Here is a 15,905-nt window from a genome sequence, read left to right on the forward strand (position 1 = left end):
ATTAACGTACCTTTAATGTTACCAATCCAATCAATACCAGCATTAATGAGATGATCCAAAAACGCACAATGACTCGAGGTTCAGGCCATCCTTTTAATTCGTAATGATGGTGGATCGGCGCCATCCGAAAAATGCGTTGACCACGCAGTTTAAATGATCCAACTTGTAAAATTACCGATAAGGTTTCAACAACAAACACACCACCCATAATCAGTAATAAAAATTCTTGCCGTAATAAAACCGCAATCGTTCCCAATGCACCGCCTAATGCCAATGAGCCAACATCGCCCATGAAAACTTGCGCAGGATAGGTGTTAAACCATAAAAATCCCAAACCGGCACCAACAATTGCCGTACAAACCACGACTAATTCACCTGCGTGGCTGATATAAGGAATTTTTAAATAGTTGGCAAAATTGAAATTACCCGTTGCCCAAGCCACTAATGCAAAACCTGCCGAAATAAAAACGGTTGGCATAATCGCTAAACCGTCTAGTCCATCAGTTAAATTAACTGCATTACTTGTGCCAACAATGACAAAATAAGTCAGTAAAATATAAAACAGACCAAGTTGTGGCATGACATCTTTAAAAAATGGTACAACCAATTGAGTGACTGCCGTATCTTTACCTGTGCTATATAGAGCAAATGCTACTCCCAAAGCCAATACGGATTGCCAGAAATATTTCCACCGAGCAATCAACCCTCTAGAGTTTTTACGTACCACTTTACGATAATCATCAATAAAGCCAATAACACCATATCCCAATAAAACGGCTAATACGCACCAAACATATGGATTATTTAACCGCGCCCATAGCATGACTGAAATCACAATAGAAGATAAAATCAACACACCGCCCATGGTAGGTGTGCCACGTTTGCAAAAATGCGATTCGGGACCTTCATCACGCACAATCTGACCTATTTGTAATTTTTGCAAATAGGAAATCAAATGGGGCCCCATCCATAGCGCAATCACCAAAGCCGTTAACAAACTGGTAATAGCCCGAAATGTCAAATAGGAGAAAAGATTAAAGCCAGAAAAATATTTAACTAAATATTCGGCTAACCAGACTAACATAAAAAGCACTCCTGTAAGGCGTGTACAACTTCTTCCATTGCTGTACTCCGCGAACCTTTAACTAAAACTGATACCGTTTCGTGTTCTTTTATTAATGGGAGCAGTTTTGCAATTAACTCTTTTTTAGAAGCAAAATGCTCACCGCAACCACTCTGTTGACTAATAAAGATACTTTGTTGACCAATACTTAATACTCGGTCAAGCTTCATTTGCTGAGTCGCCAAGCCGACTGCTTGATGCCATTTTTCGGTCTGATCGCCTAATTCACCCATATCACCGACCACCAAAATACGGTATCCAGGCATTTGAGATAAAACATCAGCAGCAGCAATCATAGAGCCGGTATTGGCATTGTAGGTGTCATCTAAAATAAGTTTACCGGGCGCTAAATGAATTGGGTATAAACGACCTGATACCGGCTGAACAGCTGCCAATCCAAGCCTTATTTGCTCAAGCGTCGCACCAACAGACATAACTAAAGCACTAGCAGCTAATGCATTAGCAACATTATGTTTACCGGCTAAGGGTAATAATATTGAGACAATACCGATTGGTGTATGCAACTCAAATTCGCTACCTATTGATTTCGTGGTAATATTTTCCGCATAAAAATCAGCCTGTTGCTGTTTCTCTATAGAAAAACGCCAAATGGTTCGTTGTTGTTTAAAATAAGATTGCCAATTTTTCCAATCATGGCTAGCCAAATTAATAACTGCCGTTCCTGTTTCCGCTAATCCCTGAAAAATCTCTCCCTTTGCCTTAGCAACACCCGCTAATGAACCAAAACCTTCAAGATGAGCAGCAAATAAATTATTAACCAATACACTATCCGGTCTAACCATATTAGTGGTATAGGCAATTTCACCGATATGATTGGCTCCCATTTCAATCACTGCATACTGGTGCTCTGCCGTCAATCGAAATAACGTTAACGGCACACCAATATCATTATTGAAATTACCTGCAGTAAAAAGTGTTGTACCACATTGTGATAGAATGGCGGCCACCATCTCTTTAACCGAAGTTTTGCCAGAAGAGCCCGTTAGCCCTATAACCTTAGCTTTGCTTTGTGATCGAACCCAAGCGGCTAACTTCCCCATAGCTAAACGCGTATCTTTAACAATAATTTGTGGACAGTGAATAGTTAACGGCCGCTCAACTAATAATGCCGTAGCACCAGCTGCAATAGCCTCTTTAGCAAAATGGTAACCATCAAAATGTTCACCCTTTAAAGCAATAAATAAACCATTAATGGGTTGCTGGCGGCTATTGGTTGTTACCGTATCCAGCCATAAACTCGCTGCCTGCTGATCATTTATTTGCTGTAAAGCACCTTGTGTTACAGTAGCCAATTGCTTCAATGAAATAGGGATCATGCCATCACCTCCAATAGCCGGGCTACCGTCAAGCGATCGGAATAATCGAGCCGACGATCACCAATAATTTGATAATCTTCATGACCTTTACCGGCAATTAATATGACATCATCAGTATCGGCCTGCATAATCGCACTAGTGACCGCTTCCACTCGCCCGACAATCGGTATTGCCCGACCAGCATCAAGAAAACCGCTTAAAATATCATCGATTATGGCTTTTGGCTCTTCACTACGTGGATTATCATCGGTTACTACCACAATATCAGCATACTGTTCAGCCACACTGCCCATTAATGCACGTTTACCCTTGTCTCTATCACCACCACAACCAAATACACACCAAAGTTTGCCACGACAATGGAGACGGAGCGCAATTAATGCTTTTTCGAGTGCATCCGGAGTATGAGCATAATCGACAACAACCGTTGGCCGGCCTGGTGAGGTGAAGACTTCCATTCGTCCACAGACCGGTTGTATGGCATGTGATGATTTTATCACCGTATCAAATGGGTAACCGATCATTAAAAGTGTCGCCATGGCTAACATGACATTATTAACATTAAAAGCCCCCATTAGTGGGCTTTCTAGCGAACTTTTTCCCCAAGTCGAATTAAAATGAATAGTCGCCCCACGATCATGATAATCAACTTGCTCCACTAGCACCCAAGCACCCTGCCAATCGGTAGGTATGCGATCCTCCATCGAAACTGCACATGCTTGTGGTAATCTTGCAAGCCACTGCAAACCGGTATCATCATCTACATTGATAATCTGTTTATCAGATTTATGGCTTGAAAATAATAACCATTTTGCCGCTGCATAATTTTGCATATCACCATGATAATCAAGGTGATCACGACTTAAATTAGTAAACACAGCAGCGGTAAAAGGAATAGCAGCAACCCGACCTTGCACTAAGCCATGGGAAGAAACTTCCATCGCCACTAAGGTTGCCTGCTCGTCAACCAACAACTGCAATTCAGCCTGAACATCAACCGCCGAGCCGGTGGTATTTTCACTAGGTACAATTTGTCCTAATATTCCGTTACCAACCGTGCCCATTATGGCACTGACTTCGCCCAGCCCTTTAGCCCACTGAGCAATTAGCTGAGTAGTGGTTGTTTTACCATTTGTTCCTGTTACACCAATTAATCGCAATTTTGCAGCTGGATGTTGATAAAATTCTCCCGCTAACAGTGATAATTGATTATTCAGATCATTAATATAAATGACAGGGACGCCATGCATATATCGAATCGTTCCAGCTTCTATCTCGCCTTGTGCTTCAGCAATAATTGCGGCGACACCTTGCGCTATCGCTTGAGAAATATATTGTCGTCCATCTGTTTGATGGCCCTTAATTGCTAAAAATAGGTCTCCTGCCGCTACCTTACGGCTATCAAGCGTCATTTCTCGTAACACCTTATCTGGCGCGTTAACACCCAGTGGTGCAAGTAAATCGCGTAGATTACGATCTGCCACCTGTATCCTCTTTTATCTTGTTAATTACTAATTCATTATCATCTGAGGTCAATGCATCAGGCTCTATATTCATTAAACGTAAAACGCCGCCCATAATGGCTCCAAATACGGGCGCAGAAACAGCACCACCGTAATATTTCCCCGCAGTAGGCTCATTGATAATCACAACCAGGGCATAACGAGGGTTACTTGCCGGTGCTACGCCAGCCGTATAAGCAATATATTGATTAATATAATGGCCATCATTACCAACTTTTTTTGCTGTACCTGTCTTAATTGCTATTCGATAACCCTTCACTGCGGCTCGAACACCACCGCCACCAGGCAATGCAACACTTTCCATCATGCGAACCACCGTCCGCATAATCGCCTCAGGGAAAATACGAGCTCCAGATACCGGCGGATCAACTTTTGTAATTGATAGCGGGCGATAAATACCAAAACTACCAATTGTTGCATAAACTCTCGCTAACTGTAATGGTGTTACCATTAGCCCATAACCAAAAGAAAAGGTGGCCCTTTCAAATTCAGACCACCGCATTTTTTTATTAGGAAAGATGCCACTACTTTCTCCAATTAATCCTAAATTTGTTGGTTTACCCAAACCGAAACGAGCATAAACGTCTACCAGTTCATCGGCAGGCATCTCTAACGCTAACTTTGAAACACCAACATTACTTGATTTTTGTAAAATACCTGTAATCGATAACTCACTATACCTTGCTACATCTTTAATTTCATGACCACTAATTATATAGGGTTGAGTATTTAACACACTATTGGCTTTGACAATTCCATTATTCAATGCACTAACGATTACCATCGGTTTAACTGTTGATCCAGGTTCAAATACATCGGTGATCGCGCGGTTACGCATCACTTGAGTTGGAGTACCAGCAAGATTATTCGGGTTATAGGAGGGGCTGTTAGCCATCGCCAATACTTCACCCGTATGAACATCGACTAAAATAGCAGTACCCGACTCGGCTTTATTCTCCATTACACTGCGTGTTAATTCACGATAAACCAATGACTGTATGCGTTCGTCAATACTTAATACCAAGTCGTGGGCAACCTGACTATCAATGGAAGAAACATCTTCGATAACTCGCCCATAACGATCTTTACGCACTATCCTTTCGCCTGTAGCCCCAGTTAATAGATAGTTAAAGCTTTTTTCAATTCCTTCAATTCCCTGTCCATCAATATCTGTTACCCCAATTAAATGCGCGGCTACTGGACCAGATGGATAATAGCGGCGAGACTCTTTACGCAAATAAATACCCGCTATTTTTAATTTGCTAATATATTCACCAACAGATGGATTCACTTGGCGCGCTAAATAGGCAAACCGACTGTTAGGGTTAAGACTAATTTTATGGTTCACTTGCTCGAGCGGGAGCCTTAGCTCATCCGCTAATGCTTGCCAACGTTCATCATTGGTTAATCCACCATTTTCGTAAATTATTTTCGGATCAGCCCAAATAGCATAAACCGGAACACTTACTGCTAGCTGACGCCCCTTACGATCACTTATCATGCCCCGTGCAGCCGTCACTTTCTGAACGCGAAGCGAACGCATATCACCTTCTTTAACAAGCTCTTCCGGGTTAATAACTTGTAGATAAGTAACACGAATAATGAGACCAATTAATGCCAATCCTAGGCCCGCACACAATAGCAAGAAACGCCAGCTAACATAGCTAACTTTTTCTTCGTACCGCCTTCTATACTTCACTGAGCGCGCAGGCTTCATGTTGTTTACCTATTGACTAAAACTATTTTGCAATCACAATATGTTCTTGTGTCGGATCTACATGGACCATTTGTAGCTTTTCAACCGAAAGGCGTTCAACTCGACTATGATTTCCTAATGAGTTTTCTTCCAAAATCAAATTGCGCCATTCTATATCTAAAGATTCTTTTTCTTCTGTCATCAAATCCTTTTGTGCTGTTAATAATCGTGTTTGATGACTGACTGTGACAATTGAAATCGCTGATATGATAATCACTATCAATAGAATCAACGGGACAGCTCCGTGCCGAAAAATATCGTAACCAATGATCCTAATTAAGCTATATTTTTCCGCAGTCATTATCATTCCAACATTTCAGCAAAACGTACAACTGAGCTTCTTGCTCGTGGATTTTCGATAACTTCTCTTGCTGTCGGTTTCATTTTGCCTAACACTTTCAATATCGGGCTACCAATTGCTTTTAATTGCACATCGGTTAATGGTAATCCGACCGGGACTTTTGGTCCTCTGCTATGCTCGCGGATAAAACGCTTAACCAATCTATCTTCCAATGAATGAAAACTAATAATCGACAACCGTCCCTGCGGTGCCAATACCTTCAATGAACCCTCTAATGCTTTTGCTATTTCTTCCAATTCACTATTGATATAAATACGAATTGCCTGGAACGATCGCGTTGCTGGATGCTTATGTTTCTCTTTAAACGGACTAACTTGTGCTATCAATTCTGCAAGTTGTTTTGTCCGTGTTAATGGCTCTTCCGCTGAATGATGGTTACGAGCCACAATCGCTTTTGCAATTCTTTTTGCAAATCGTTCTTCACCATAAGTTTTCAATACCCAGGCTATATCCGATTCTTCCGCCTTCATCAGCCATTCAGCGGCAGATTGACCTGTCGTCGGATCCATTCGCATATCTAATGGTCCATCACGCATAAAAGAAAAGCCTCGCTCTGGATCATCTAATTGCGGTGATGAAACACCTAAATCAAGCAGTACGCCATCAATCTTGCCAACTAATTCCTCTTCTGCAACAAATGTCTGTAACTGAGAAAAAGAACCATGTTTAATTAAAAATCTGTCATCAGTGATCATTTTTTCAGCGGCGGCCACTGCATGCGGATCTCTATCTATCGCGATCAGGCGCCCTTCACTGCCTAACAGGGAGAGAATTAATTGCGAGTGCCCTCCCCGGCCAAAAGTACCGTCAACATAAATGCCATTTGCTTTTATATTCAATCCATTGACTGCTTCATCAAGAAGCACACTGATGTGTTTAAACCGACTGTCTGCCATATTAAAGAGATAGATCCTGTAACCGCGTTGATAATGGTTCATTTGTGCTGTGTTGAGCCTCAATATCCGTTTGTACTTGCTGATACCAAGTCTGCTCATCCCACAACTCAAATTTATTAATTTGACCAACCAGCATAACTGCCTTTTTAAGCCCGGCATGTTGCCGCAAAGTATTGGCGAGCAAAAGACGACCTGCACTATCCATCTGACATTCACTGGCATGCCCAAGTAATAAACGCTGAACACGACGTTCAGCCGGATTCATAGTAGAAAGTTGTGATAGTTTTTTTTCAATAATTTCCCATTCAGGTAATGTATAAAGTAATAGGCATGGCTGATGAAGGTCGATAGTAAAAACCATCTGCCCTTCAGACTCCTCGTTCAGCATACCGCGATAACGCGTAGGCACGGTTAATCGCCCTTTGCTGTCGAGATTGACGAGTGTTGCGCCACGAAACATATCTCTTCAACCCTTATATTACAAAAATCACCACATTACACCACAATTTCCCACTTACTATAGAGTTTACGAAGGGTATGAAAATCTTGTCAAGCAACAGCACGGTGCTTTAGTTTTATTTACAGAATAATGTTGGAAGATGATTGGGTGGGTTTTCTGACGAGTAAAAAATTAAAAACAATTAACATTATGATAAAATTGAATAAATTAATTTTTATACTTATATTCACTGCCGAAACTTATTTATTTCGCAAAAAATGAAATAAAAACTAAAATACACAACCAATGCTTCATTTTAAATCAACCTTCAGATAACACTTTATCCATACAAATAACAATTAATCAAACTTCCCAAAAATTATTTGTAGTAAAATTTTAAAAATTATATTATTTATCAGTATATTGCACATACTGATAAATATATAGTAATTTTTTATATCGCTTATCGTACAAAGTCTATACTTTGAATAGAAAAATATTCTAATCAGTCCGTGACTATTTTATGTGTGAATCTTATTATTCGAAACAATTTTATTAGGAATTATCCGAATTATTACTATTTATTGTTATTAGTTTATTAATTTTTAAAAAATACGCCATTTTAATAGCGCATTTTTTAAATTTGATTAAATAATTTTTAACTTAAGTTAAATTTTACGGCTTAAGCTACCTCTTCTACATAGGTCACGCTGGATACGTGTTACACCAATGCTTGGCTTATTATTTTCACTTAAACTGGCTAATACCAGTTCTATTACTTTATCAGCAATAGCTTGGTGACGTTGAACAACCGATAATACTGGACAAGTAAAAAATCTAACAATTCATTATCACCAAAAGTTGCAATCACAATATCATTTGCTAATTGCCCATTACGCTTTAACATCACGTCCATTACTCCTTGTAACAGAGAAAATGATGTTGTAAAAAACGCTTCCGGCATTTCATTATAATTTAACCACTGCGCAAAAATTTCTTCAGCAGCATGACGTTCATAACTACTCGCATATAAATAAGTGACAGAATGTGAATTATTTTGCCAAGATTCTCTAAATCCCTGTCCACGTAATAAGCTAACAGAAAGCTCTGGCAGCGCACCTAAATAGAGAACTTTTTTAACCGAAAATTTGTGTAATTCAGTTGCTAACATTTTGGCATCTTGTAAATCATCACCAACAACACTAATAAAATGCTGTTGTTCTAATGCGCGATCTAAAGCAATAATAGGTAATGAACGGTTAGTCCAGCGCTGATAAAAGGGATGTTCCGGGGATAAAGCGGTAGAAACAATGATTGCATCCACCTGACGCTTTAGTAAGTGCTCAATACACCGAGTTTCGTTATCTGGTTGATCCTCAGAGCAGGCAATAAGTAACTGATACCCACATTGACGTGCCTTACGCTCAAGATAATTTGCAATCCGTGTATAACTGGTATTTTCTAAATCTGGGATCACCAAACCAATTGAATGGGTACGGTCAGCTCGAAGACCTGCAGCAACCGCATTTGGATAATAGTTATGTTCCTTAACAACAGACATCACTCTTTCAACAGTCTTATCACTGACTCGATACTGTTTAGCTTTACCATTGATAACATAACTGGCGGTTGTGCGAGAAACTCCGGCTAGACGGGCAATTTCATCCAATTTCACGTTGATGACCCCTTTTACAAACAGGAAAAGTCTCAAAAGCTTGAGACAATAAATGTTGCTCCATTTTAACTTGCTGAAGAGATATTTTCACCGCAAAATTTTCCATTTTTAGTTCACCATGAAAACCCTATTAGAATTTAGTCTTGGTACATGGATTCAATTTCACGCTGATATCGTTGTGCGATGATCATACGCCTTAATTTTAATGTGGGGGTTAATTCACCATTTTCCATAGAAAAACCAATAGGTAACAGAGTAAAACGTTTTACTTGATGAAAACTGGCAAAATTCTTTTGCATTTCTTTAAGGCGTGAATCAAATAGTTCAACAATACGACTATTACGTAGTAGCTCCAATCGACAGCAATATTTCAAATTAATTGAATGGGCATACTCTTCCAGTGAATCAAAACAAGGCACGATCAGTGCGGAAACAAATTTACGCGCATCAGCGATTACTGCAATATGTTCAATAAAACGATCTTGACCTAATGCCCTTTCAATCAATTGAGGAGCAATATATTTACCATTAGAGGTTTTCATTAAATCCTTTAACCGTTCGGTAATGAACAAGTTTCCGGCTGCATCAAGCTTACCGCTATCTCCTGTTTTGAACCAACCATCTTGGGTGAAGGCCTGTGCTGTTTCATAAAGTAGCCCCTCATTACAATAGGCCCTTTAACCTGGATCTCATTTTCCTGACCAATACGCACCTGAATATCAGATAGCGGTGTACCAATCGAACCTAAGCAATAATTATTCTCTTCCCAACAAGAAATTGTTGCGCAAGTTTCTGTCATACCATAACCATATTTGATATTGATACCGACAGCCAAAAAGAAACTAATAACTTTATCATCAAGATGAGCGCCAGCGGCAGGTAAAAAACGTAACCGACCACCTAAAATCATTTTTAATTTAGTTAATACCCATTTATCCGCATTACTATAAAAAAAACGGTGCAACCAATTGCCTTTTTTTCCTTGTTGAGCCAGTGCTACATGACGTTTACCTTGACTAAGCGCCCAATTGAAAAGCTGTCTACGAAGCCAAGACGCTTTGGCAACTTTCTGATTTATGGCAGCATAAACTTTTTCATAAAAACGGGGCACCGCGCACATCACCGTGGGTTTTACTGCAACCATAGCTTCTCTAACACTTTGAGCATCTGTTAAATGACATTTTGTGCGCCAATATGCATAACATAGAAACTCCAAGCTCGCTCAAAAACATGAGAAAGTGGTAAAAAACAGAGTGAAATATCTGACTCAGTTAATGTTAAGCGTTTATCATGTAAATAAAGTTGAGCCGCCATATTGGCATAATCAAGCATCACACCTTTCGGCTCACCGGTGGTACCTGAAGTATAAATTAATGTAAATAAATCACTTAATTGATGTTGTGCAATCCGCTGTTTCAATTCTGCCAAAAATAGGGTTGAAGATTTCGCTATTAATGCAGATAGAGGGTAAGCTTTTGGGCAATCAGAAATATCAATATCTTCATTAAAAACAATAATATCAGTCAATTTAGGGCAAAATTCAAATAGCGACTTAGCTATATCATATTGAACCTGATCACCGACAAATAGAATGCGAATATTAGCATCATTTAAGATATAAGTAGCCTGAGTGACACTACTGGTTGAATAGAGAGGCACTGTCACTGCCCGAAGTTGTAAAATGGCCAAATCAGTTAAAGACCAATTCATACCATTATCGGCAAAAATAGCGACATTTTCTTGTACGTTCACGCCTAATTCAAGTAATGCTAAAGAAATAGATTTTGTTTTTTGTCCAATTTCTTGCCATGTTAATTGTCTTTGATGAGCTGCTGACCATTCTCTAAAAGCAACTCTTTTAGCCAAAGTTGGCGAATTAATCTTTTGTTGAAACTGGTTAACTAAATGATAAGAATGCAAATTCTCAATAGTCAAAATATCTTCCCTTAATGAACTTTTATTTACCAAATATAATTATTTAATGACAACAGGTTATATATGCTAAAGTTATAAAAAATAATTTCAGCGTACAGCTGTTAGCTAATAGCGGCATTATACATAATTGCTGGATAAAAAAAGAGGCTTTAATGAAATTAAAAAACACGTTCACGCCAAATCCACACTAACGTATCAATGACTTGGCATAAAAGTGCTTTTATAAAAGAAAATATTTTATATATCAATTTGATAATTGTAATGGGATGATTTACAAACTATCTTTAATTCAAACATTATTATCTATTCCTGTCGACTTATTTGCAGAATATACGAAAAAATATTCTATTTATTAGTTACTCAGTTGTCCTAATTGCGTTTTCATCCACTTATGCCCTTTGTCACGAGTTGTGGATTCATGCCAGATCAAATAACAGGGACGCGCTGTTTTTTCCCAGGGTAATTCAACTGATCTTAAATTTAACTGATTTGAATAATATTCAACAAGCCATTTTGGTGCAATAGCAACAAAATGAGTTTGAGAAACAATATTTAATACGCTATTTAAATCTGTTCCTTGGTAAATAATAGAATGAAAAAGATCGCTATTATGATAATAGGGTTTACTAAAAGAGCCCATATTATCCATGGAGACAACAGCATGTTTTTCACGCTGTAATATATCATCAGAAATTGTATTTTTAATATTGGGGTGATTATTAGAGACAGCTAAAACTAATTCATCATTAAATAATGGATGGTGATGATATTCAGGTTTATCAAATTCGTTATAGCTAATAACAAATTCTGTTTCCTGATATTTTAATTGATGGGCAATATTATCATCAAGATAGGATTGAATAATTACGTCAATGTTTGGTGCATTCTCTTTAACTCGAGCAACAATACTAGCTGCCAAACGAATATCTAGCGGGCTACATATTGATAATTTAAATACTCTTTCACTCTGTTCTGGCTCGAATCCTGCACCTGGTAATTCATTATGCACGAGTTGTAATGCTTGTCTAACTGGACCAAATAGTTGCTTAGCACGTGAAGTTGGCTGAATACCTCGGCCATAACGAACAAAAAGCTCATCATTGAACATCACTTTCAGACGCGATACAGCATTACTGACAGCAGGCTGTGACATACCTAAAATTTGCGCTGCACGGGTCACATTCTGCATCTGGATAACTACATCAAAAACCGTTAATAAATTTAAATCAACATTTCGCAAATGAATATCGCTTGGCTCTTTTTTCGTTGCTGAAACTGTGTTGTAGTCAGTCATTATTTTACTCCACTTGATATATATGTATGTTCAATGAATAAAAATAAAAGATTAACCCAATTAATTATTAACTTAGGTATATTGTTTTATTATTAAATTCATTAAAATAAATTAAGCGAACCATTTAATTTTTTAAATGATTTTAGCTTCCATGTCTTAACATTAACTGATCAGTTTAAAAATCATTTCACCAAAACCCTAATTATAGAATTATTACTCTTCAACATTCACATAATCAATGAATAATAAAATTAAATATCCATCTATTAATCCTTCAATTAGATGATAAAACAAAGCATGGTAGAATTCATAATAAAATTATTCAATTCTTATTATTCATAACAAATTATCAGATTCATCACAGAATAAATTATTGCTTATTCAATATTTCCTTTACTCATTTTTATAACAAACACTTCCTAATATATTTTTATTAAACTAATTTTATACTTCACAATTAAGAAACATTAACAAAATAAATTAAAGATAACTGAATTAATTTTTAACGAAATTTTATCAGTTTTTTGAATTAAATGAATAGATAAAAATAGTATTAAAAATATAAAATTTAGCCATATATCCTAGTAAAAACATTTGCTATACTAACAAAATAAATTTTTATTTAATGTTGACATAATGATAAAGATCAGGTAATTATTAAGGTAATATTTTTGATATTAATAAGGTCAATGTTTTATGTATCTTTTTATTCACCTACTAAGCCTACTACTTCTCGCATTTTCTGTGCGCGGTATGCTTATGGGTGAACGAAGTTATTAATATCCACCCGCAATAAAAAAACCGCGCAGATGCGCGGTTTTTTTATGCCCACAATCTAACTAAATAGCACTTTCTATAAATTTACTAATAAAAGAACCGATAACAAGCAAGAACACAATAAAGGAACAAACAGTATGAGCAATAATATCATTATCTTTGATACAACATTACGTGATGGCGAACAAGCTTTACAAGCAAGTTTAAGCGCCAAAGAAAAATTACAAATTGCTTATGCTTTGGAACGTTTAGGCGTCGATATTATTGAAGCCGGCTTTCCAGTCTCCTCACAGGGAGATTTTAAATCTGTGCAAACCATCGCCAAAGAAATTAAAAATAGCCGTATATGTGGTTTGGCACGCTGTATTGATAGCGACATTGATATCGCCGCTGAAGCATTAAAAGTTGCCAATAGTTTCAGGTTACACCTTTTTTTAGCAACCTCGTCATTACACATCAAACATAAATTAAAACGTTCATTTAACGATATTTTAGCCCTCGCTAGCCACTCTATTAAGCATGCCAGACGTTATACTGATGACATAGAATTTTCCTGTGAAGATGCTGGGCGCACTGATCCCGATAATTTATGCCGGATCGTGGAAACAGCAATCAGTGCCGGTGCAACAACGATTAATATCCCTGATACTGTCGGTTACACTATCCCTTTTCAATTTGGCAATATTATTAAAGATCTTTTTAATCGGGTACCAAACATCGATAAAGCCATTATTTCGGTCCACTGTCATAATGATTTAGGTATGGCAGTAGCCAATTCTATTACTGCAATTCAAGCCGGTGCTCGACAAGTAGAAGGAACGATTAATGGTTTAGGAGAACGCGCTGGCAACTGTGCCTTAGAAGAAATTATTATGGCAATTAAAGTGCGCCAAAAAATGTTGGCCGTCACAACAAATATTAATCATCAAGAAATTTACCGTACCAGCCAATTAGTCAGCAAGTTATGTAATGCCCCTATCCCTGCTAATAAAGCGATCGTTGGCAGTAATGCTTTCTCACATTCTTCAGGTATCCATCAAGATGGTGTACTAAAGAATCGAGAAACTTATGAAATTATGACACCAGCATCCATTGGCTTAAGGGAAACTCAATTAAATCTGACTTCTCGTTCTGGCCGAGCGGCGGTAAGGCACCGAATGACAGAGATGGGATATCAAGATACAGATTACAATTTAGAACGTTTGTATGAAGCATTTTTGCACTTAGCTGATAAAAAAGGTCAGATCTTCGACTATGACCTGGAAGCTTTAGCTTTTATAAATCAACAACAACAAGAGCCTGAATTTTTCCGCTTAGCCTATTTCAGTATCCAATCTGGCTCAAATCTACTAGCCACAGCCACGATAAAAATAATATGTGGCGATAAGGAAAAATCTGATGCAGCAACAGGCAATGGTCCGGTGGATGCGATTTATCAGGCCATTAATAAAATAGCAAAATATCCAATTAAACTCATTTCCTACCAGTTATCCGCTAAAGGTCATGGCAATGAAGCTTTAGGTCAAGTTGATATCGTTGCAGAATGCTTTGGCCGACGTTTTCATGGTATCGGCCTGGAAACCGATATTGTCGAATCGTCTGCTATGGCAATGATCAATGTGTTAAATAACATTTGGCGCGCAGAATTAGTGAAAAAACAAAAAAATCACAGCAATACAGAGGTAGTTCAATAATATGGCTAGTAATTATAATATTGCTGTCTTACCAGGTGATGGTATTGGCCCTGAAATTATGGCACAAGCCTTAAAGGTGTTAGCTGCTATTGGCCAACAGTTTAATTTGACCATCGTAACGCATGAATATGATGTCGGCGGAATTGCTATTGATCTCCATGGTCAGCCATTACCAGCTGCAACACTTTCAGGTTGCCAACAAGCGGATGCGATACTCTTTGGTTCAGTTGGTGGCCCGCAATGGGAACACCTGCCGCCTGCTAGTCAGCCTGAGCGTGGCGCATTATTACCCTTACGCAAACATTTTCAGTTATTTAGTAACCTACGACCCGCTCGTCTATATCCTAGTTTAAATAACTTCTGTCCATTACGGGCGGATATTGCCGCAAAAGGTTTTGATATTCTTTGTGTGCGTGAATTAACCGGTGGGATCTATTTTGGTCAACCTAAAGGACGTGTTGGGTCTGGTATTGATGAAAAAGCCTTTGATACCGAGATTTATCATCGTTTTGAAATAGAACGCATTGCGCATATCGCTTTTCAGGCAGCACGTAAACGAAGCTATAAAGTAACATCAATAGACAAAGCTAATGTATTGCAAAGTTCGATTTTATGGCGAGAAGTTGTCAATGATATTGCCAAAATTTATCCCGATGTCGAAATCAATCATATGTATATCGATAATGCCACTATGCAGCTCATCAAAGATCCTGCTCAATTTGATGTTCTGCTCTGCTCTAATATTTTTGGCGATATTATTTCCGATGAATGTGCAATGATTACCGGTTCAATGGGGCTGTTACCTTCCTCCAGTTTAAATCAACAAAATTTTGGCTTATACGAACCGGCTGGCGGCTCAGCACCGGATATCGCTGGTAAAAATATTGCTAATCCAATTGCGCAAATCTTATCTGTAGCGCTATTGATGCGTTATAGCCTGCACCAACCACATATTGCTGATGCGATAGAAAATGCCGTCAATAAAACCTTATTGCAAGGTTATCGAACTCAGGATTTGGCATTAGATAAGCAATTTGTCAGTACCGATGAAATGGGCAGTATTATTGCCAGTCATATTATGCAAGAGGTTTAGAT

10 protein-coding genes and 2 pseudogenes are annotated in these 15,905 nt (G+C 38.2%); 2 read left to right on the top strand and 10 right to left on the bottom strand.

Annotation, left to right across the window (positions count from 1 at the left end; all coding sequences use genetic code 11):
- Nucleotide 1: 1 nt before the first annotated feature.
- The 10 genes and pseudogenes from mraY to leuO all read right to left on the bottom strand — a co-directional run bounded on the left by mraY (nucleotide 2) and on the right by leuO (nucleotide 12,339).
- Nucleotides 2-1,084: a phospho-N-acetylmuramoyl-pentapeptide-transferase gene (gene mraY / locus AACL31_RS14500; RefSeq protein WP_310510518.1), complete on the bottom strand. Its 1,083-nt coding sequence runs from the start codon at nucleotides 1,082-1,084 to the stop codon at nucleotides 2-4.
- The gene (murF, locus tag AACL31_RS14505) at nucleotides 1,078-2,460 is read right to left on the bottom strand and encodes a UDP-N-acetylmuramoyl-tripeptide--D-alanyl-D-alanine ligase (protein ID WP_310511589.1); all 1,383 of its coding nucleotides are present in this window, start codon (nucleotides 2,458-2,460) and stop codon (nucleotides 1,078-1,080) included. The genes mraY and murF overlap by 7 nt, the downstream gene beginning before the upstream one ends.
- Entirely contained in the window at nucleotides 2,457-3,944 is a 1,488-nt protein-coding gene (murE, locus tag AACL31_RS14510; protein ID WP_310511588.1) for a UDP-N-acetylmuramoyl-L-alanyl-D-glutamate--2,6-diaminopimelate ligase, read from the bottom strand. Before murE ends, murF begins: the two co-directional genes overlap by 4 nt.
- On the bottom strand, nucleotides 3,931-5,700 hold the full coding sequence (gene ftsI, locus AACL31_RS14515) for a peptidoglycan glycosyltransferase FtsI (RefSeq protein WP_310511587.1): 1,770 nt from the start codon (nucleotides 5,698-5,700) through the stop codon (nucleotides 3,931-3,933). The genes murE and ftsI overlap by 14 nt, the downstream gene beginning before the upstream one ends.
- Before the next feature lie 22 nt (nucleotides 5,701-5,722).
- Complete coding sequence (gene ftsL, locus AACL31_RS14520; protein ID WP_081932879.1) at nucleotides 5,723-6,040, bottom strand: cell division protein FtsL; 318 nt, start codon at nucleotides 6,038-6,040, stop codon at nucleotides 5,723-5,725.
- A 2-nt stretch (nucleotides 6,041-6,042) separates the two neighbouring features.
- Nucleotides 6,043-6,996 carry a 16S rRNA (cytosine(1402)-N(4))-methyltransferase RsmH gene (gene rsmH / locus AACL31_RS14525; protein ID WP_310511586.1) on the bottom strand — a complete coding sequence of 318 codons (954 nt, stop codon included), beginning with the start codon at nucleotides 6,994-6,996 and terminating at the stop codon, nucleotides 6,043-6,045.
- Nucleotide 6,997: 1 nt separating this feature from the next.
- Complete coding sequence (mraZ, locus tag AACL31_RS14530) at nucleotides 6,998-7,456, bottom strand: division/cell wall cluster transcriptional repressor MraZ (protein WP_032115232.1); 459 nt, start codon at nucleotides 7,454-7,456, stop codon at nucleotides 6,998-7,000.
- A 647-nt stretch (nucleotides 7,457-8,103) separates the two neighbouring features.
- A pseudogene (cra, locus tag AACL31_RS14535) lies at nucleotides 8,104-9,110 on the bottom strand (catabolite repressor/activator).
- A 137-nt stretch (nucleotides 9,111-9,247) separates the two neighbouring features.
- Nucleotides 9,248-11,045, bottom strand: a pseudogene (locus AACL31_RS14540) (AMP-dependent synthetase/ligase).
- Between the two features lie 352 nt (nucleotides 11,046-11,397).
- The gene (gene leuO / locus AACL31_RS14545) at nucleotides 11,398-12,339 is read right to left on the bottom strand and encodes a transcriptional regulator LeuO (protein ID WP_310511585.1); all 942 of its coding nucleotides are present in this window, start codon (nucleotides 12,337-12,339) and stop codon (nucleotides 11,398-11,400) included.
- 914 nt (nucleotides 12,340-13,253) lie between these two features.
- Between leuO and leuA the strand changes: the two genes are divergently transcribed.
- Entirely contained in the window at nucleotides 13,254-14,810 is a 1,557-nt protein-coding gene (gene leuA, locus AACL31_RS14550) for a 2-isopropylmalate synthase (RefSeq protein WP_310511584.1), read from the top strand.
- Nucleotide 14,811: 1 nt separating this feature from the next.
- A complete protein-coding gene (leuB, locus tag AACL31_RS14555; RefSeq protein WP_310511583.1) occupies nucleotides 14,812-15,903 on the top strand; it encodes a 3-isopropylmalate dehydrogenase in 1,092 nt (363 codons plus the stop codon).
- Nucleotides 15,904-15,905 lie beyond the last annotated feature (2 nt).

It is taken from the genome of Arsenophonus endosymbiont of Crataerina pallida (assembly GCF_964020125.1).
In the GTDB taxonomy this organism is placed as follows: Bacteria; Pseudomonadota; Gammaproteobacteria; order Enterobacterales; family Enterobacteriaceae; genus Arsenophonus; species Arsenophonus nilaparvatae.